Raw genomic sequence first — 19,180 nt, 5'->3', positions numbered from 1 at the left:
GCCGTAGTGGGCCGTAGTGGGCCGTTGAGGAAAACGTACAATCGAAAGCGAAATGTCAAATTCTATCGACACGAACACGATCGCCAAAATCGATTCGGAACAGTTGCCCATTCCCACACACAAACTGCACGGCTGGACGCATTTTGCCGGGTTGTATGCGGGCGAACATGTGGCTGCGACAGAGTTTGTGATTGGTGCAACTTTTGTTGCGTTGGGGGCAACGACGACGGACATTTTGGTGGGGTTGCTGATCGGGAATATTCTGGCAATCCTGAGCTGGACGCTGATCACCACGCCGATTGCCATCCAAACGCGGCTGAGTCTCTACACGTATTTGCACAAGATTGCGGGGGACTCGATGAGCGATCTTTACAACGCGGCCAACGTGCTGATCTTTACCGTGATCTCCGCCGCAATGATTACCGTTTCTTGTACGGCCGTACGCTTGCTGTTCAACATTCCCGCTCAATTGCAGTGGTATCCCACCGATAGTCTGTTTGTATTGGTCGTTCTCGGCGTCGGCATGATCGTCGTACTGGTGGCGATGTATGGCTTCAATGCCGTGGCCGAGTTCTCGGGGCTGTGTGGACCTTGGCTGATTGTCATGTTTATCAGTGGGGCACTCGCTCTGTTCCCTGCCCTTGCTAATGCAGTCATCGGGCAGACACAGCTCGAAAGTTTCTCCGACTTCATTACGATCGGCGACCGATCCATTTGGACCGGAGTCAACAGCGCGGGCGAACCTGGGATCGGGCTAATCGAAGTGATCGGTTTCGCTTGGGCGGCCAATACGATCACACACTTTGGTTTGATCGACATGGCACTGCTACGCTATGCCAAGAAAACGGTCTACGGACTTTGCACCAGTGCGGGGATGCTGTTCGGCCATTACATCGCGTGGATCGCGGCAGGCATCATGGGAGCGGGGACGGCGGTATTGCTCCAATCCACCATCGTCGAACTCGATCCCGGCGATGTCGCCTATCGAGCGTTAGGATTGTCGGGATACGTGATCGTGATCGTTGCCGGATGGACGACGGCCAATGCGAACTTGTACCGAGCCGGATTGGCCGCTCAAGCCATCTTTCATCGTCATTCGCGAAGGCAAGTCACGTTTGCGGTCGGCGTTGCGACGGTCGTGATCGCCTGCTTCCCCTTCGTTTATAAACAAATCTTGCCGCTGTTGACCTATGCTGGGCTATTGGTCGTTCCCGTCGGCGGAATTGTCTTTGCAGAACACTTCGTCTTTCCACGCATCGGGCTGACTCGATACTGGGTAAAGTATCGTGGCTTAAGGCGAAGCACCCCCGCAATCGCATCGTGGGCCGCTGGCTTGGTCTTCGGGTTTGGACTGAACTACTTGCAAGTCATGTCGTTTTTCTACCTCTTTCTTCCGACCTGGCTATTCACGATCGTCCTCTACTCATTTATGGCCAGCCGATTCGGCGCGTCGGAACGCTATCCGGATGAAGAAGCCGCCGAGGTCGAGAGGAACCTCGACATCAAGGAATTCCAATCGCAACAAGCCCTCTCGGAAGGAGATCCCATTCATGACGATTCGCTGATGTCGAAGGGGTTGCACGGCATTGCTTGGATGGCTTTGTCAGTAACCTTGATCTTAGCCTTGATCGTGATGTTCGCCAGTGGCGATATGGTTTCGTACCAGCGCAATGTCAGCGTCTTCTACACTTGGAGCTTCCTCTGCACGATCCTCTATTTCGCTACCTCTTACTGGGCATTGCAACGCACGAAAAAACTCAATAAGGCACATCCATGAACTCCCCAATGAAACTCAATCAAGAGAATCTCTCCCAACTCCCCCGCGACATCATGCGGCCGACTTACGACCGCCGTCAATTGACCGCCGGAATCGTTCACGTCGGGGTAGGCGGCTTCCATCGCTCTCACGAAGCGTTCTATACCGACGAGTTGCTCCAATCGAGCGATGCTTCTCGTTGGGGTATCTGCGGCGTCGGACTACGAGCGGCCGACCGTAGGATGGCATCGATTTTGAAGGAGCAAGATTATCTTTATAGCGTGATTGTCAAGCATCCCGATGGGCATCGGGAAACCCGCGTGATCGGTTCCATCGTCGATTATCTAATGGGCTGTGACGATCCCGCTGCAGTCATCGACCGAATGGCCGATGCGAAAACGAAAATCGTCTCGCTGACAATTACCGAAGGCGGTTACAATGTCGACCCCGATACAGGCGACTTCGACCGTTCCAATCCCGATGCCCTGCACGATGTCGAAAATCCGTCCAACCCAAAACTTGTATTCGGATACTTGACTGCTGCACTAAAGAAGCGTCGGCAAGCTGGATTGCCAGCTTTCACTGTCCAATCATGTGACAATATTCTGCATAACGGTGACCTGACGAAACAGATGCTGCTCAGTTTTGCAAGAATGCAAGACTCGGAACTCGCCGATTGGATCGAAAGCGAAGTCTGCTTTCCCAATGCGATGGTCGACCGCATCACTCCAGTCACCACCGACGCCGACATCGAGTATTTGCAAAGTGAGTTCAAACTCGTCGACAACTGGCCGGTCGCGTGCGAACCGTTTCGCCAATGGGTCGTCGAGGATCGCTTCTCGAACGGAAGGCCCAAGTGGCAAGACGTCGGGGTACAGTTCGTTGCCGACGTGACTCCTTATGAAAAGATGAAGTTGCGACTGCTGAACGCAGGCCATTCGGTCCTCGGCATCCTTGGGGCGATCCACGGCTACCAAACGATTGACGAGTGTATGCGGGACGATCTATTCGTTACCTATCTGCGTCAATTCTTTGATCATGAAGTGACTCCGGTGCTCGATCCAGTACCTGGCATCGACTTGAATGAGTACAAACGGACACTCGTCGAGCGATTTGGCAACCCCAGTATCGGGGACCAACTGTCAAGAATTTGCTTGGAAAGCTCTAGCAAGTTGCCTGTGTTTCTGATTCCAACCATCCGCGAGAATTTGTCGCGAGGGGCAGGCCTGGAGCATGCGGCGTTGGTGATCGCAGCGTGGTGCTACTACAGCGACAAACACGCCGACCGTCACGGCAATGCACTCGAAGTCACGGACGGCCTGAAGAACGATTTGCAAAAGGCGGCGAAGGCAACCAGCGAGGATGTTTTGTCATTTGTCAAGTTCAAGCCGGTCTTCGGTGAACTCGCCACGGATGAACGGTTCACTGCGATCTACGCCAAGATGATCGACCGCCTATACCGCAATCCTGACGTCAGCGAACAGATGCGAGAAATCATCGATCTCTAGCGGGACTCACTGACGGTTTTCGTTAGACGACCAAACCAGACACCATCACTCCGTCTCCGTGAACGCCAATGCCGATTGCTGCCCCGCATCTGAAAAGACTGCGTTTTCGTACATGTACTCAGCCTTTAGCGGTACTCGAGCTTCTATTCGTACTCGAAGTGCCGGGGGAGGAGGGGGAGGAGTAGAAGGAGTAGAAGGAGTAGAAGGAGTAGAAGGAGTAGAAGGAGTAGGGAGTAGGGAGTAGGGAGTACGAGTACGAGTACGAGTACGAGTACGATTTTTTTTGCCAATCTTGGTCGCGATTAGCGAGAAGTGCCTGGAAAATGCTTAAATTCTCGGCCCTTGCCTTGGACAAATGGCGCATTGGCTCCTAGCGAACGGAATCAGCCCAACAAGGGCAGGGAATTTTCCACTGAACACGCGTAGCGATGGACCCACGCGATGGCTCGAGGACAAGCATGACTGAAAATCAAGTACAAAACAAACGGATCGAATTGAAATATCTGATCGACGCTGATCTCTCTCAGGAAATTCGTGCCTGGGCACGCGAACACCTGGGCGTCGACTCGCATTGCGACGACGCGATGGGTGATAGCTACGAAGTCAACACCCTGTATCTCGATACGCCGGAACTTGATCTATTTTACGGAACGAGCAAAGTCGGTAAGGCCAAGCATCGCATTCGCCGATACGGGGACAACGCGACGTTGTGGGTCGAAACAAAACGCAAGAAATCGTATGTCGTCAACAAGAATCGAACCGCGGCGAGCGAAGAGGAAACGGTGTCCCGCTTAACGAATTTGGCGGATCAATCCCCATGGTGCGGCGATTGGTTCGCTGCGCGCATCATCGAGCGGCGGATGCATCCTACCATACAAGTTCACTATCGCCGCTTTGCGAGAACCTCCACCCTCTCCACCAATCATTTGCGGCTGACGATCGACAGTCGTCTGCAAACGAGTCCTGCCAATGGATGGAACGTTGCTTCGACATCGGACCGTGCCAATCAATCCCAGCGGGTCAGCGCAACCGACGTCGAGATCCTAGAACTGAAATTCCAAAACCAGATGCCGCACTTGTTTAAAGAACTGCTGCGGACCTATGCGATCGCAGAGACGGGCTTTTCAAAGTATCGTACGTCCGTCAAGTGTGGGATGGGCTTCGATCCAGTGACCAATGCATCCTCAATGACAGGAAATCAATCCCACGCGATGCCCGAGGAACCAAGCCATGCCTGAATGGCTGACCTCCGCTTCCACCGATTTAGATCCCGACATCGCCACGCTTGCGATCCGCTTGGCGACTGCATGGGCCTGTGGGTTGATCGTTGCTTTCATCGCTCGCCTCCATCGGCCTGCTGGAACTCCTGACACGCTTTCCTTGACGCTCGTTCTAATGAGTATTCTGATTGCCATGGCGACTCAGATTATTGGCGATAATGTCGCCCGTGCGTTCAGTCTCGTCGGTGCACTTTCAATCGTTCGCTTTCGTACCGCAGTGCCTGAGACACGCGATGTTGCCTTCGTTCTCGCGGCGGTCGTCGTCGGCATGGCTGTCGGAGCAGGTCAATATTGGGTTTCCGGTATTGGATTGTTCGCCGTCGCCTTGGCAACGCAGCTTATGGCAAACTCGAATGCCGGTGCCGAAACTTCGACCACTTCATCAAACTTGTGGCGACTAACTCTCACCGTCGGTTTGCATAGCGTCGGCGGTTGGGAAGCAGAACTGGACCGTATGACCGAGTCCTACCAACTCATCAGTGCCGAAACCACTCGGCGTGGTAGCGCGATGGAACTGGTCTATACCTATCAGCCGCGTGAAGGTTTCGACGCCAATCAACTCACCACCTCTCTCAACACGCTGCCGATCATTGAGTCCGTATCAGCTAAGCCAATGCGGTAACTTCAATGGTAAAACAGTTGAACGAAATACGTTTTCCTTGTTGACGGAACGGCCCAATGGTCGTGATCGCTACCTGATCCTTCGGGAAGATCAAATAGGTCGGGCGCGCCAGGCACTTGTGCAACTTTCCAGCCAACCGCCAGCAGGACATGCAGCAAGGTCTGGCAATTGATCTCCAAAAATGAAAGCCCCCACGCCGCAGATCGTGGTTTGCGATTCTATCTCGATGCACATGGTCGCCAGGCGACTTCTTTCTTTGAAATTCTCGTTCCCATGCTATTTGGACAGAGTCAGGCCCCGAGTGGCTTCAAACTCAGGGATTGAAGCCGAGGCTGTAGCGGAAGTCTTTAAGACGCTCGTCCGTCATCGTTTCGCAGCCGAAGCTCCTGACGCAATTTGGCTTTTCAAGCCAGCTGTGCCCCCTGCCCACTTTACGGAAGTGGATCGGGCGTGCCAGTCGACGCGGTTGTCGATGTGGATGACGTGGTCGTCAGCATCAACTCACTATCGTCACTGTCGAGTTCGGCATCCCGTTTCGCTTTCAACGCGGCGATTCGCTCCGCTCGCTTGGCCCGCTTCGCTTCGGCGCGAGCGAGTCGTGTCGCTTTCAAACGTTGCTGTTGGTCGTAGCGTTCTTCAGACAATTGCTGCATTTGCTGTTGCCGCATCGCGAAGTACTGTTGCTGCAGAGCCAGCAATTGCTGCTGCAACGCAATTTGGCGTTGATAGGCGTACAGGTTTTCCGAATTGGCAAGTGAGACGAGCGGATTGAACGAACCCGTCGCCAAGGATGCTCCACCAGGACCACCGCCCCCGTGTCCACCCTGCGAGCATTGGGCCTGGGCGTCGTCGGTGGAAATCAGCAACGCAGCAGCAATCGCCACAAACATTGAAAATCGCTTAACGTGAAGCATGATTCATTTTCCCGTGCGAGTGAAAGAGGAGAGTGAGAGGGGGTTTGTTCCATTCCCCCGTTCTACAGGGACGTTTTGCACACACGGGTGTCACGCTTCATCGCGAAACCACTGGTAGCGATTGTATCGTGTGTGCGGATTTGAGCAGCTTCGGAAGGATGACGAACCGTTTCCTGGAAATTGGTAACCAAGCGAACAAATTTCCCAAAGATCGCTAGGACAATAATTTTACAGCGGTTCAACGCCAATTCCGCGACGACGTTTGCAGGAAAGTTAGCGGAAAATACTCTTCGTGGCACGTGCATTGCGGACGTTGCGTCATGTTCGGTCTATCATTTCAAAATTCCGTGACCAGGTATCGTCAATGAATGCTCTTCTTGAACTTAGTCGTGCTGTCGATGAAACCGCTATTGTGTTGAACCAGCGATCTGTCCGTATCAAACAGGCGGTTAGCGCCGAATTGGCTAGCACACAGCAAGGGGCGTTGAAAGGTGTGACATGCGAGTACGAACATGGCATGCTCCAATTGCGAGGCAATGTCCATTCTTACTACCTGAAACAACTAGCTCAGGAACACGCTCGCCGCGTCGATGGTGTGACGCACGTCATCAATAGCATTCGCGTGGTTCAAAACGAAAAACCTGTTCGACCGTTCCGAGCAAACCGCCGGATTTGAAAGTAGGCTGTCTACCACCCGTGCTTGGTCACAGCTCGATTATTGGCTTGGCAAAAGAGTGGCCGGGACGAATGGGGCATCTTACCCCAGTCAACGGCGGATGGAACGGGCTGTCGATTTAATCGGTTTGACTCGACGGATTGTTTAACGCCAAGCCATAGGCGACCGCTTATAGAAAAGCTGACGCCTTCGGCTAAGCGTTAAACGATTAAATCGACGGCCCGTGGAATCCACCGGCACGCATCTTACCCTCGTTCTTCGTTGGGACAAAGCACGAGTCAGGCGTGCTGAGCGATAGCACAGACGGTTGTCATGAAATTTGGTGGTTGTGACTTTGCCGGTTGTTGTGACTTTGGCGATACGCGTCATGACGGTCGTGCGGATTACACCATGTCGGATCGCTCGGCTGGTACACTCCTAGCGTGCGTGACGATAACGACGTTTATTACGAACTGTCGTCAAATTCCGGTCTTACCATGCTCGGATCGACTTCTCATAAGGAAAAACAATGTCCAGGGCATTCCGATTGCATTCGCGCTACCAAATCGCCACCGCACTTTTGCTCGTGAACGCCATCGGGTGTGCCGGGTCCGGTACAATCGGAAATGGACGAGTTCACGAATCGGTTGCGTCGGGAATCGTACCCGCCGTCCCTGCGTCAGATGATCCCTTGTCACTCGTCAAACTCGCTAGCTTTGCCGACGATGCGACGGATTCAGAAGAAGAGATGGAGCTAAAAGACGCCGCATCCGTCGTGACAGAGCAGGAAGCTGACGATTCAGACTTGATACCGGTCGTCATCGCCACGACCGAGTCCTTTTCGTCCAGCGGTGAGTCGCTTGAAGATGCGTGGGCGATGGCTGTCGCTGTCGACCAGAAACTACAATCCAAAGCCAATGTAACCGGAGCGGCCGTGTACGCTCATGAGGCGGCCAAATCGGCGAGAAACCCATCGCTACGGACTTTTAATTCTTACACCGCGCTTGATCGAGAGCCAGGCATCGGTGTCAATATTCCCGGTTTGACGTCGCTCGGTTTCGGTTCACTGCCCATTGGTGAGAAAGACTTTTTCTCGTCCGCAACCTTCGCTTCGGTTCCTCTATACACCAGCGGCCGGATTCGTAGCACGATCAACGCGACTTGTGCCAATGTCCAGGCATCGCGATTCGACCAACGCTCGGAAATGCATGATCTGAAAATGGAGGTTGCCGAGGCGTATGTGAATGTCTTGAAAGCGGAAAAGTTGGTCGAGGTCGCTCGCATGAGTGTCAGTACGTTGGAAAAACATCTTGTCGATGTGAAGGATCTGTTCGAACAAGGCGTGGCTGCCAACAGCGACGTGCTGACGGTCGAAGCAAACCTCTCCGACGCTCGCGACACGTATCTGCGGGCAACCAACGCGGTGGATCTAGCCAGTGCGGCTTACAATCGGTTGGTGGGCCGGCCACTCGATCAACCGGTGGCACTTGCCGAATTGTCCAGCACGCTTCCGGTGGGATCGCAAACCAGTAGCTCGGGAACTTCGATGCATGCTGGTCCCGATGAACTGGTCGCGCTTGCCACCGCACAGCGATCGGAACTTCAATCGGTTGCGCACAAATCCAACGCGCTTCGTCATCAAGCAAAAAAGGAACTTGCGGCACTCGGTCCCCAAGTCGGTGCAGCAGGTGGGTTCAGTTTTCTTGAGAACGAGAACTTAACGCACGAGGGATTTTGGTCAGCGTCACTATTGGCGGAATGGACCGTTTTCGATGGTGGCGTCGCCAAGAACAAAGCAGCCTCCTTGCGTCAGCAAGCGTCCGCACTTGCGCGACTGAAACGCGACTTGGAAAGCCGTATTGCCCTGCAAGTTCGGCAAGCTTGGCTAAATCTGCAAAACGCCACCGAGCGAATCAACGTTGCCGAAACGTCTGTCGAACAGGCCAAGGAGAATCTCAGGGTTGCTTTGGATCGCTACCGAAAAGAGGTCGGTACCAATACGGAGGTATTGGATGCTCAAACCTTGTTGGCTCAAAGTCGCAGCACGTACTACTCCGCCACCTACGATGCCGTACTCGCGCGTGTGATGCTCGATCGAGCAACAGGTAGCCTATAAAAGGATCCTGAAAATGGACGGTTTGTGCAGATAGGCGCAGCGCCCATATGTGGGCAATGCAGGCCGGACAATGCTGGCGTAGCGAAACCTGTCAAGAATCTTGAGTGAATATCGTTTAACGTACGTCTTCATGACTTCCGCGGCGTTCTATGGCGATCTATCGCTCTCCTCTCCTCCGTGCAGTGTAGACGATCGTATTGGATCGCCGTTCATTAGCCAACGGCACAGTTTCTGCACTACGGCCTCCTCCGGTTGTCGTTGCCGGAAAACCATGCAAAGCGGATGTGTCGCGTTGCAACGGTGGGACGGCGATGTTCTCGGAATTCAGGACTTGCCGCGATGGCGAAATTCTTCAAACGTCTGTTCATGATCCTACTGCTCGCCGGCTCCTTGGTGGGTGGGTACTACGCTTGGGATCGCTGGGGTCGTGTAGAGCCGTTGCCTGATGGGCTGGTTCAAGCCAATGGGCGGATCGAGGGCGACCACGTCACGGTCGCAAGTAAGTTCGCTGGCAAGATCAAGGAGTTGCTCGTTCGCGAAGGCGACAGTGTCGAGGAGGGACAGGTCTTGGCGCGACTGGAATGCGAGCAGGTGAAAGCAAAGCTGCGTCAAGCGGAGCAGGCGATCGAAGCGGCAAGGGCCCAGTACCGCGCTGCCCAATCCAGTCTCGACCTGCTCAAGCGAGAAGTTCCACTAATGATTGACACGGCGGCGGCATCATTGGAGCATGCGAAGGCGGTTGTTGCGAAGGCGAAAGCCGCGGAACAGCAAGCTGCCCGCGATGCATCGCGATTCGAAAGCCTTGCTTCGCGTGGAACGATCGAGAAACGCAAGGGGGAAGAAGCTCAACTCGCCTGGACCGTCGCTAAGAATGATGTTCGCGTGGCAGAGACAGCGTTGACCCGGGCGGAAAAACAACTTGCCGAAGCGAATTTGGGCGAACGCCGCATTCACGCCAAAACCCAGGAAATCGAGGCATTGGCCGCCCAACTGGCAGGCGCGGAAGCCGTTCGGGACGAGGCCAAAAGTGTCCTCGATGACTTGACCATCACCGCACCGGCCAGCGGCGTCATCACGACTCGCGTCGTCGACGCTGGTGAAGTCGTCGCCGCGGGTTCGCCATTATTTGATCTCGTCAATCTCGACCGACTGTATTTGAAGGTCTACGTACCAGAAATCGAAATCGGCCATGTTCGGCTCCAATTGCCTGCGCGTATCCACACGGATGCGTTTCCGGAGAAACCGTTCTCTGCCACGGTTCGCTATTTGTCGTCTCGCGCCGAATTCACCCCCAAGGAAGTGCAAACGACCGATGAGCGTGTCAAGCTTGTCTACGCTGTCAAGTTGTATTTGGACGAGAACCCCGATCATCGGCTGACGCCTGGTTTGCCCGCTGATGCGGTGATTCGCTGGAAGGAGAGCACACCATGGGCGAAACCGCAATGGTAGACCGTTCTCGTCGTGGAACGCGTCAAGGGTACCACCACGGCGACCCATCAAGTGACACGACCGTGGTGACGACTTCCGCTTCCGAACCGATCGTCCGCGTCTCCGCATTTCGGAAAACGTATGGGCGTACCGTCGCCGTCGATGGCATTGACCTGGAAATCAACCGAGGCGAAATCTTTGGATTGATCGGTCCCGACGGTGCCGGCAAGAGCAGTCTGATGAAAGCCGTCGCTGGTGTTCTGACCTACGACAGCGGGAGGTTGGACGTTTTCGGCACGCGAGTCGACTCGGAACAATCGGCCGAAACGATCAAGGATCGCATCGGATTGATGCCTCAAGGTCTAGGCTTGAATCTCTATGCCGATTTGTCGGTGGAAGAAAACGTGGACTTCTTCGGCCAGATTCGACTGGTTCCCAACGATGTACTCCAGCAGAGAAAGAAGCGTTTGCTAGAAATGACACGGCTTGAAAAGTTCCGTGATCGAGCAATGAAAAACTTGTCGGGCGGAATGAAACAAAAGCTGGGTCTTGTTTGTTGCCTAATCCATCATCCCCAAATGGTGGTGCTCGACGAACCGACGACCGGTGTCGACCCGGTTTCACGACGAGACTTCTGGAGTATCTTGGCTCAACTCTTACGTGAAGAGCAAATCACGGCGTTGGTTTCGACCGCCTACATGGACGAAGCGACGCGATTCCATCATGCCGCGTTATTGTTTGAAGGTAAGGTGCTCGCTCGCGGCGAACCAGACGAAATCGCAGCACTCGTGCCCGGCCGGATTGTGCAAGCGAAAGCCGAGCCACAAGCCGAAGCCTTTGCACGACTGAAAGAGAGCTTTCCACAATCCGAAGCGGTCGGTCCGTGGCTGCGTGTGTTCGTCGATGACGCCGACGACGAGCAAGCAACGACCGCCGTTTCCTCAAGGATCGAAAAATTCAAACCGCAAGAGATGCACGTCGCGCAGCCGGATCTGGAAGACGTCTTTATCGCGCTTTTACGTCGGCGCGGATTGACCGATGAGGAACCGAAGCAAGACGTGGTGGAAGTCGCCAAGACGTTCGGCGTGCCGACGGGCGATTCAAAACGTTTGGCGGGTATCGCTACCGAGAAACCACTCGCCATCGAAGCCCATGATCTGGTCCGAACTTTCGGTGATTTCAAGGCCGTCGATCGCGTCAACTTTCGCGTTCAGCAGGGCGAGATTTTCGGACTACTCGGCGCAAATGGTGCGGGCAAAACAACCGTCATCAAGATGTTGACTGGTTTGCTGCCGCCGACCGCCGGGACGGGCCGGGTTGCCGCAGCCGACATGCATCGCGCGGGCCAGGCGATCAAGGAACGCATTGGATACATGTCCCAAGCGTTCTCGTTGTATCAAGACTTGACCGTCGTCGAGAACATTCATCTGTACGCGGGCATTTACGGACTGTCTCGACGAATGGCGCGTGAGCGAACCGACTGGATCATCGAGATGGCCGGTCTTGCAGGGCGAGAATACGAATTATCAGGAAGTCTTCCAATGGGCGTTCGCCAACGTTTGGCCATTGGATGTGCGTTGGTTCACCGCCCACAAGTTCTGTTTCTGGATGAACCGACGTCCGGCGTCGATCCGATTGGGCGACGACGGTTGTGGGACATCATTTTCGATCTGTCTCGGAACGCAGACGTCGCAATTCTGGTCACAACACACTACATGAGCGAAGCCGAACACTGCGATCATATCGCGATGATGTATGCCGGACGCGTGTTTGCCGATGCATCGCCGAGCGAACTCAAGGCAGACCTTCGCAAAGAATCGGGACAACTGCTAGAAGTAACAACGGACAACCCGCTCGCGGCGCTCGATGTCATGGAATCGTGCGGATTCGCAGGCGTCTCCTTATTCGGGAAACGCATTCATCTGCTTGCTCCCGACCCGATCGAGGCCGAACAACGTGTCAGAAACGCTCTCACCGACGATGGCATTCACGTTCTGTCTGTGTCCGAACAGCCCTTGACGATGGAAGATGTGTTCGTCAACCGTGTGCTAGCACTCGAGAAAGCCGATGAGGCGAAGCAATGAACATCCGCCGCGTCGCCGCCGTAGCATCCAAGGAATGGCGAGAGATTGTGCGTGACCGCATGTTTCTCGCCTTGACGTTCCTGGTGCCGCTGTCGCTAATGTTGGTCGTTGGCTATGGGCTGTCGCTCGATGTGGAAGACATCCCGCTCGCGATTGTCGATCGTGATGGCTCGGCTCTCAGCCGCGAATATTCGTATCGCTTTATCGACTCGCGTTACTTCGACTTCAAGGGTTACGCGTTAGATCGTCATGAACTGCCACCGCTCTTGGCGGACAACAAGATCCGCGCTGCCATCATCATCCCCGAAAACTTTCAAAAAGAACTCCTTGGCGGGCGTCCGGTTGTTGTTCAAACAATCATTGACGGAACGTTTCCATTTCGCGCCCAAACAACCAGGGGCTATGTGTTAGCGATGAACACCGCCTTCACCAGTGAGTTGTTGGCCGCGTTCATCTCGAAGAAGCGGGGGATTCCGCTCGCGGAAGCAGCCAGATCAGCAAGACCAGTCAAATTGGAAGCGAGATACCTTTACAACCAAAGCATGAAAAGCGACTGGGCGATTGCCCCGCGATTGATCATGGTCATCCTGATGATGACGCCACCGTTCTACACAGCACTCGGAATCGTTCGCGAGAAAGAACGCGGCTCGATCTACAACATCTATTCATCGACCGTCACGCGGCTTGAATTTCTTTTCGGAAAATTGATTCCCTATGTCGGGATTTCCTCTGCAAACGCCGCGATTCTTTGGCTGATCGCGACCCAGCTTTTCGGAGCACCCTTCAAAGGCAGTCTGTTGTTTTTTGTCCCGGCAACACTGCTGTACATCATCTGCACGACAGGTCTGGGATTGGTTGTTTCCGTGTTGGTAAAAACCCAAGTGGCGGCGATGGTGGTGACGTTTATCGTCACAGTGATTCCCTCCATTCTTTACTCAGGCGTAATCGTTCCCATCTCTTCGCTGAGTGAATCGGCACAGGCAACGGCCCACGCACTACCGGCAATGTACTACACCAACATCATTGTTGGCACGTTCATGAAAGGAGTCGGACTACGCGAACTTTGGCCCGATGTTCTTGTGCTTGCCCTTTACGCGATTGGGTTGATGACGATCGGTTATCGAATGTTCCACAAGAGGCCAAGCACATGAGTACCACAATATCGGGCAGCCAAGAGGAAGAGCAGGAGCATCGCCAATCATCTCAAGAAACCAGACGCGCGAATCGCATTCGCGGGTTGGTCGTCTGGTGGAATCGCATGCGAGTGATGACGATCAAAGAGTATCTGCAACTCTACCGCGACCGCATATTGATCGTATTTATGATCTATGCATTCACGCTCGAAGTCTTCCTCGCTGGATCCGGTGTCAGCATGCAACTTCAAAACGCAGCATTGCAGGTGCATGATTCGGACCACAGTTTCGCATCACGCGAACTGATCCATCGCTTCCGTCCGCCGCAATTTAGAATTGATGGCGAGGTGCTCAATCATGGCGAAAGTATCGATTTACTCGATCGCGGCGAAGCAATGATGGTGCTCGATATCCCGCCGCAATTCCAAGAATCACTGCTAAGCGGAGACACGGCGAGTGTGCAGCTGCAAATCGACACATCGAATCCCGTGCTCGGATTCTTGGCGACGAGCTACGGCGAGCAGATCGCCGGGCAATACGGACTGGAAGCTGCCACGAAACGCGAGGGAATCGGCGTTAACCAACAGGTCGCTCCAATCATTCAAGAAGAACACCGCGTCTGGTACAACGCCAATCAGAACGACGCATGGTTCATGTCGGTCGTCGAGATGCTGAACGTCATCACCATGTTTGCGATCCTGCTACCGGCATCCGCGATGGCGCGTGAGAAAGAAAGGGGAACCATTGAACAGCTGATGGTCTCGCCGTTGTCCACGTTTCAGATGATGTTTCCAAAAGTGCTTGCGATGACGAGTGTGATCTTGGTCGGCACCTTCATCACTATCCACTTGATCCTACAACCCTGCTTCGGTGTACCGTTTCGCGGTAGCTTGACATTGTTCATGGTGGTAACGGCGGTCTATGTGTTTACGACGGCTGGAATCGGCATGTTGCTAGCCACCATTGCCCGAAATCTCGCGCAGGTAGGTATGTTAACCGCCCTCATCTTCATCCCCATGGTGTTTTTATCTGGAGCGTGGACGCCGCCAGAAAACATGCCATCGGTTCTTCGAGCCCTCAGCGCGGTCGCTCCCTTGCACCATTACATTGACGCCAGTCTGGGCATCATGCTCAAGGGATCCGGTATCGGACTGCTTTGGGATTCGATTCTTGCGATTGCATTGTTCGGCGCTGCAATTTACGGACTCAGCATGAGCTATTTCCGCCGTCAACTCGGCTAGCCACGCTACAGCTATCGTCACCTCATAGCGTTCGTCTCTTCGCCCCCAGGCAAAATCGTCATTCCCACATATTCGACGATGCCGTCATGGGAGACCTCGCGGACATGCAGTTCGATTTTCTCAAAACGCACGGTTGAGCCCAATTGGATATTCTTTGTCCTCAGTCGCTCTCGGATGAGGTCATCGAGCGTCGCGTCTGGGTTTGCGTCGAGTCGTATATCATAAAACTGTTCTAACTCGCTTACCTTGATTGATCCCCGTAGCGGAAATTCAAGAGCGGTTGGCAATGCCGTTGGACTCTGTTGGCCATGAGCGAAGATGCGATCGACGATCGGGCGAACTTGTGGACGCAAAACGACGATAACATGGTCACCCGCTTGTATCTGGGAACGTCCTTGCGGGGGAATCAGTTGCTCGGCGCGAGCGATCAACGCGATCACGACTCCCTCTGGCAACGCCAGATCCCTAATCAAACGACCTGCAACCCGACAGTTTTCGTCAACAAAGTAATCGACAATATCGCCTTCAAAGTCTCGCAAGGAGCTGATTTCCAAGGTCACCGGCGGCGGCTGCCTTGTCGGTATTTCCAATTTCAAGTACCGAGCAACCGGTGGCAAACTCCAACCTTGAACGACCGCGGAAACCAGGACCACGAAAAAAACGATGTCGAACATCAGCGAGGCTCCTGGAAGTCCCGCCAGCATTGGGAACGTCGCAAGTGTAATGGGAACGGCTCCTTTTAATCCGACCCAGGACAAAAAGATCTTTTCGCGAACCGCAAATTTAAAGGGCCACGCACACAAAAACACAGCTATCGGGCGAGCGACAAATATCAGCACGACGGAAATAAGCAATGCCGAAGGCGCCGCTTCGAGCAAGCGACTAGGAAATGACAAAATCCCCAACGCGACAAACATCAGTATCTGACAAATCCATGCCACCGCGTCATGAAACAACAAGATGCCTCGGTGGAAGACGGGACGCCGGTTCCCAATCACAATTCCCGTTAAGTAAACCGCTAGAAAACCGCTGCCTCCCAACGCGACGGCCGAACCAAACGACAACAATCCCATCGCCGTCGCGATGACCGGGTACAACCCCGCGGCGTCAAGTCGGATTTGCTTTAGCAACCACACGCCGCTCCAACCAACCGTGACTCCGATGACGGCACCCACGATCATCTGGTTCAAAAACAAAGTGACCACCCCAAGGCCAACCGGCACCAATCCCGTCAGGACTTGAATTAACCCTACCGTTAAAAAAATCGCCATGGGATCATTTGATCCGCTTTCAACTTCGAGCGTATCGGCCAACCTTCGGCGGATATTCACGCCGCCGCTGCGCAATACGGAAAAGACGACCGAAGCATCGGTCGAACCAACGATACTGCCTAGCAACAGGCCCTCGAGCCACGACAAGTTTAATATCCACGACGCCGCCAAGCCAGTGATCACGGCCGTGATTAACACCCCCACCGACGCCAGGATTCCAGCCGGTTTCCAGGCGGACCGAATCGTTTGGATGGGTGTACGAAGACCGCCATCAAACAAGATCAAACAGAGCGCGATTGTTCCAATACTATTAGCAAGCGAATAGTCCTCGAACTCAATCCCACCAATCCCCTCCGACCCCGCCAACATCCCCACCAGAATGAACAAAACCAAAACGGGCATTCCCAATCGCGCCGAAAACTTGTTGGACACGATGCCAAGCAGCAGCAGGATACCGGTGATCAGAATGAGAGTGTCGATACTTAGCATAATATGGTTGATTGGTTGCAGATGGCGATTACAAGCTGGTGCGACTCTATTCGGCCCGCTCACTTAACACGACGGACGGGGCAATGAACGATACCCCTTGCTGGCCTTGCGTGTCGATCATCACGGTTTCGACAAGCGGCTGATTGACTTTTGTACCCGCTTGCCATTCGACAATAAAACTCGCACCACTACCACCTGACTTGTCGTCTCGATCAACCACAAACTCCGTTGCCGCCAAAGGACCGAGCTTGATCGTTTTTTTCAACATCGATCGCAGTTCGTTGCCGCTGGTGTCAAAGTAGCGAACCGACGTTACCACGATTTCGTTATCAATGTCTGTATTGCGGATGTTGAGAGTGACGGTCAAGAAATACGGTTCACCCTTTTCGTGATAGACATGTGAGTACGCTGGCACGTACAGCCGTTGGCCTTCGACAGGATGCCACGGCATCACGTCTATCTCCATACGAGCCTCGTCACGAAGCCCAGGGACCAGGTGTGGAATACTCGACTGGAGCGAGCGGAATCGAAACTCCACGAACCCCGCTAACAATACCATCGGTACAATCAAAAAAAGAAAGATCAGTAGCTTTAGATGCCGGGCAAATTTTTCTGTTTCTTCTTCGCAAATCGGGGTCGACATTTACTTGAGTCCTAATCGGAGTTCCGTTTCAATCGCACATCGAATCCCATACAGTGGACGATTAACATTGTGCTTTGTCATTGCTTGACTTTAGGCTTGGCAAAAGAGTAGGCTTGGCAGGCTTGGCAAAAGAGTGGCTGGGGCCTCTTCCCCCAACCAGCTGCGGCTGGAAGCCACCGCCACGAAAGAGGCGTACCCTCATTCTTCATTCTTCGTTGTGACAATGCACTAGCCCTCGATTCCATGTTGCTTCATCATTCGATACAGCTTGCGGCGTTCAATGCCAAGGACTCGGGCGGCCTTGGACTTGTTGCCGTTTTCGCGTCGCAGGACTTCGGCAATGTGCTCGCGTTCCAGTGCGATGAGGGAACCGACTTTCGGTAATTCCACGCCCGTTGGATGGCTGGCGACCGTTTGCGTGTGCTCGTGACGTAGCTCCTCGGGTAAATCACTGATCGTGATGACTCCGTCGTCCGCGAGAACCTGAGCCCGCTCCAAGGTGTTAATGAGCTGGCGAATGTTGCCAGGCCACGAATAGGCGACCATCGCTTGCCGAGCCTCTTCGTCCATTTCGTGGTCTTTGCCTAAGAAATGGTTGACGAGCAGCTCCACGTCGCCATCACGCTCTCGCAGTGGCGGCAAGTCGATGGGCATCACGTTGATGCGATAATACAAGTCTTCCCGAAAACGACCTTCGGCAACCTCCGTTTTCAAGTCCCGGTTGGTCGCAGCAACGATGCGGACGTCGACGCGGCGTTCTTTGTGCGAGCCGATGCGGCGGAGTGATCCGTCCTCGAGAACCCGTAGCAGCTTCGGCTGCAAGGCGAGTGGCAGTTCCCCAATCTCATCAATGAACAATGTGCTGCCGTCCGCGACCTCGAACAGGCCTGGCTGCATCTGCGTTGCGCCCGTGAACGATCCTTTTTCGTGACCGAACAGCTCACTCTCCACCAAGGTTTCCGGTAGCGCTGCGCAGTTGATCGTGACCAATGGCCTACCACTGCGAGAACTTCCGCTGTGAATCGCTTGAGCAACCAACTCTTTCCCCGTGCCACTTTCGCCTTGAATCAAAACCGCATTGTCCCTCGGTGCCACTCGATCAATCAAACGCCCCAAAACCCGCATCGGCTGCGACGTGCCGATGATGGTGGTCGCCGGTTTCTTCGTTCGCGTGATGACTTCACGGAGTTGTGTGTTCTCCTTTTTGAGTTTTCGTCGTTCGACGGCGGCCAGGCAGCGACGCTCCAAATCCCCCATCGGGAATGGCTTGGTTTGGAAATCAAACACGCCAAGACGCATCGACTCGACCGCGTTATTGATCGTCCCTTCGCCGGTCAACACGATGATCTCCGTGTCGGGATTGGATTCTCGCATCCGCTGGACCAACTCGATGCCGCATAATCCAGGCAAATTCCAATCGAGAATCACAATATCAAAGTCGTGTACGGAACATCGGTCAATGCCATCCTGACCGCTGCTCGTTTGCGAAACCCGGTGCCCCTTCTTCTCGAACCAGCGAACACAACCTTCGCTAAAGTCCACCTCATCGTCGACAAACAAAATCTCCATTGGCTCTGTCATGTCACCGTTGCTTCCCTGGTATTGTTTCTATGGGCTATCGTAGTGGATAAGGCTACAAATCCTCGCAGTCGATGTTTCGAGAGAGAACCGCGACCTCGTCCACTACTTCTATACTACGTCCAATTGCCCGTATGTGCGCACTTATTGTGCGGATTTGGACAATTGGCGTCTACCGACGCGCACTGAATGTTTGTGATTCGCCCGGTTTGAGACGAAAATCGCCTGAGCACGGCGGCTGCGGACTTCAACAACGCAAAGCGAATGCCACATCACCCAACGGCAAAATTTTGCCTGTCGCAACCCGCCCCAACCTCTACCATCGTCGGCTATCCCCTGCTGAGGAGCAACTTACTCAGGGGCCATCGACGCGATAGGCGTCGAAAACGGAGTCGTTTGCATCTCGTTCACTGACTCGACAATGCCAAACCGGCCCCCGATTTGTTTTTCAAGTAGCCAAGA

The 19,180-nt window shown here is 54.1% G+C and carries 15 protein-coding genes; 10 read left to right on the top strand and 5 right to left on the bottom strand.

From position 1 onward, the window contains the following. The first annotated feature begins 52 nt into the window (after positions 1-52). From Q31b_RS24340 to Q31b_RS24325, 4 genes are all read left to right on the top strand, one after another. A complete protein-coding gene (locus tag Q31b_RS24340; RefSeq protein ID WP_146602260.1) occupies positions 53-1,777 on the top strand; it encodes a purine-cytosine permease family protein in 1,725 nt (574 codons plus the stop codon). Continuing rightward, entirely contained in the window at positions 1,774-3,264 is a 1,491-nt protein-coding gene (locus tag Q31b_RS24335; RefSeq protein ID WP_146602259.1) for a mannitol dehydrogenase family protein, read from the top strand. Before Q31b_RS24340 ends, Q31b_RS24335 begins: the two co-directional genes overlap by 4 nt. A gap of 458 nt (positions 3,265-3,722) precedes the next feature. Next, on the top strand, positions 3,723-4,502 hold the full coding sequence (locus tag Q31b_RS24330) for a polyphosphate polymerase domain-containing protein (RefSeq protein WP_197172253.1): 780 nt from the start codon (positions 3,723-3,725) through the stop codon (positions 4,500-4,502). Continuing rightward, positions 4,495-5,166: a DUF4956 domain-containing protein gene (locus Q31b_RS24325; protein WP_146602257.1), complete on the top strand. Its 672-nt coding sequence runs from the start codon at positions 4,495-4,497 to the stop codon at positions 5,164-5,166. The genes Q31b_RS24330 and Q31b_RS24325 overlap by 8 nt, the downstream gene beginning before the upstream one ends. Positions 5,167-5,597: 431 nt before the next feature. Here Q31b_RS24325 and Q31b_RS24320 read toward each other — a convergent pair whose 3' ends face one another. Continuing rightward, entirely contained in the window at positions 5,598-6,080 is a 483-nt protein-coding gene (locus tag Q31b_RS24320; RefSeq protein WP_146602256.1) for a hypothetical protein, read from the bottom strand. A 62-nt stretch (positions 6,081-6,142) separates the two neighbouring features. Continuing rightward, on the bottom strand, positions 6,143-6,322 hold the full coding sequence (locus Q31b_RS24315) for a hypothetical protein (protein WP_197172251.1): 180 nt from the start codon (positions 6,320-6,322) through the stop codon (positions 6,143-6,145). 122 nt (positions 6,323-6,444) lie between these two features. On the opposite strand from Q31b_RS24315, the gene Q31b_RS24310 reads away from it, so the two are divergent. The 6 genes from Q31b_RS24310 (at position 6,445) to Q31b_RS24285 (ending at position 14,737) form a co-directional block, all read left to right on the top strand. Next, positions 6,445-6,756, top strand: a complete 312-nt coding sequence (locus Q31b_RS24310) for a BON domain-containing protein (protein WP_146602254.1) — start codon at positions 6,445-6,447, stop codon at positions 6,754-6,756. Positions 6,757-7,264: 508 nt separating this feature from the next. Continuing rightward, positions 7,265-8,851 (top strand): TolC family protein, encoded by a 1,587-nt coding sequence (locus tag Q31b_RS24305; protein ID WP_146602253.1) that lies wholly within the window; start codon positions 7,265-7,267, stop codon positions 8,849-8,851. A gap of 339 nt (positions 8,852-9,190) precedes the next feature. Next, entirely contained in the window at positions 9,191-10,300 is a 1,110-nt protein-coding gene (locus tag Q31b_RS24300) for an HlyD family secretion protein (RefSeq protein WP_146602252.1), read from the top strand. After that, entirely contained in the window at positions 10,279-12,363 is a 2,085-nt protein-coding gene (locus Q31b_RS24295) for an ATP-binding cassette domain-containing protein (RefSeq protein ID WP_197172248.1), read from the top strand. The genes Q31b_RS24300 and Q31b_RS24295 overlap by 22 nt, the downstream gene beginning before the upstream one ends. Continuing rightward, the gene (locus Q31b_RS24290) at positions 12,360-13,514 is read left to right on the top strand and encodes an ABC transporter permease (RefSeq protein ID WP_146602251.1); all 1,155 of its coding nucleotides are present in this window, start codon (positions 12,360-12,362) and stop codon (positions 13,512-13,514) included. The genes Q31b_RS24295 and Q31b_RS24290 overlap by 4 nt, the downstream gene beginning before the upstream one ends. Beyond that, positions 13,511-14,737, top strand: a complete 1,227-nt coding sequence (locus Q31b_RS24285; protein WP_146602250.1) for an ABC transporter permease — start codon at positions 13,511-13,513, stop codon at positions 14,735-14,737. Before Q31b_RS24290 ends, Q31b_RS24285 begins: the two co-directional genes overlap by 4 nt. A 17-nt stretch (positions 14,738-14,754) precedes the next feature. Here the strand turns inward: Q31b_RS24285 and Q31b_RS24280 are convergent, their stop codons facing one another. The 3 genes from Q31b_RS24280 to Q31b_RS24270 form a co-directional block, all read right to left on the bottom strand. Then, the gene (locus tag Q31b_RS24280; protein WP_146602249.1) at positions 14,755-16,497 is read right to left on the bottom strand and encodes a potassium/proton antiporter; all 1,743 of its coding nucleotides are present in this window, start codon (positions 16,495-16,497) and stop codon (positions 14,755-14,757) included. Between the two features lie 46 nt (positions 16,498-16,543). Beyond that, positions 16,544-17,140, bottom strand: a complete 597-nt coding sequence (locus Q31b_RS24275) for a DUF3124 domain-containing protein (protein WP_146602248.1) — start codon at positions 17,138-17,140, stop codon at positions 16,544-16,546. Positions 17,141-17,368: 228 nt separating this feature from the next. Further along, complete coding sequence (locus Q31b_RS24270; protein ID WP_146602247.1) at positions 17,369-18,721, bottom strand: sigma-54-dependent transcriptional regulator; 1,353 nt, start codon at positions 18,719-18,721, stop codon at positions 17,369-17,371. Positions 18,722-19,180 lie beyond the last annotated feature (459 nt).

It is taken from the genome of Novipirellula aureliae, assembly GCF_007860185.1.
GTDB lineage: Bacteria > Planctomycetota > Planctomycetia > Pirellulales > Pirellulaceae > Novipirellula_A > Novipirellula_A aureliae.
Note: the sequence above shows the minus strand (reverse complement) of the source record. Positions and strands in the feature narration are given on the sequence as shown.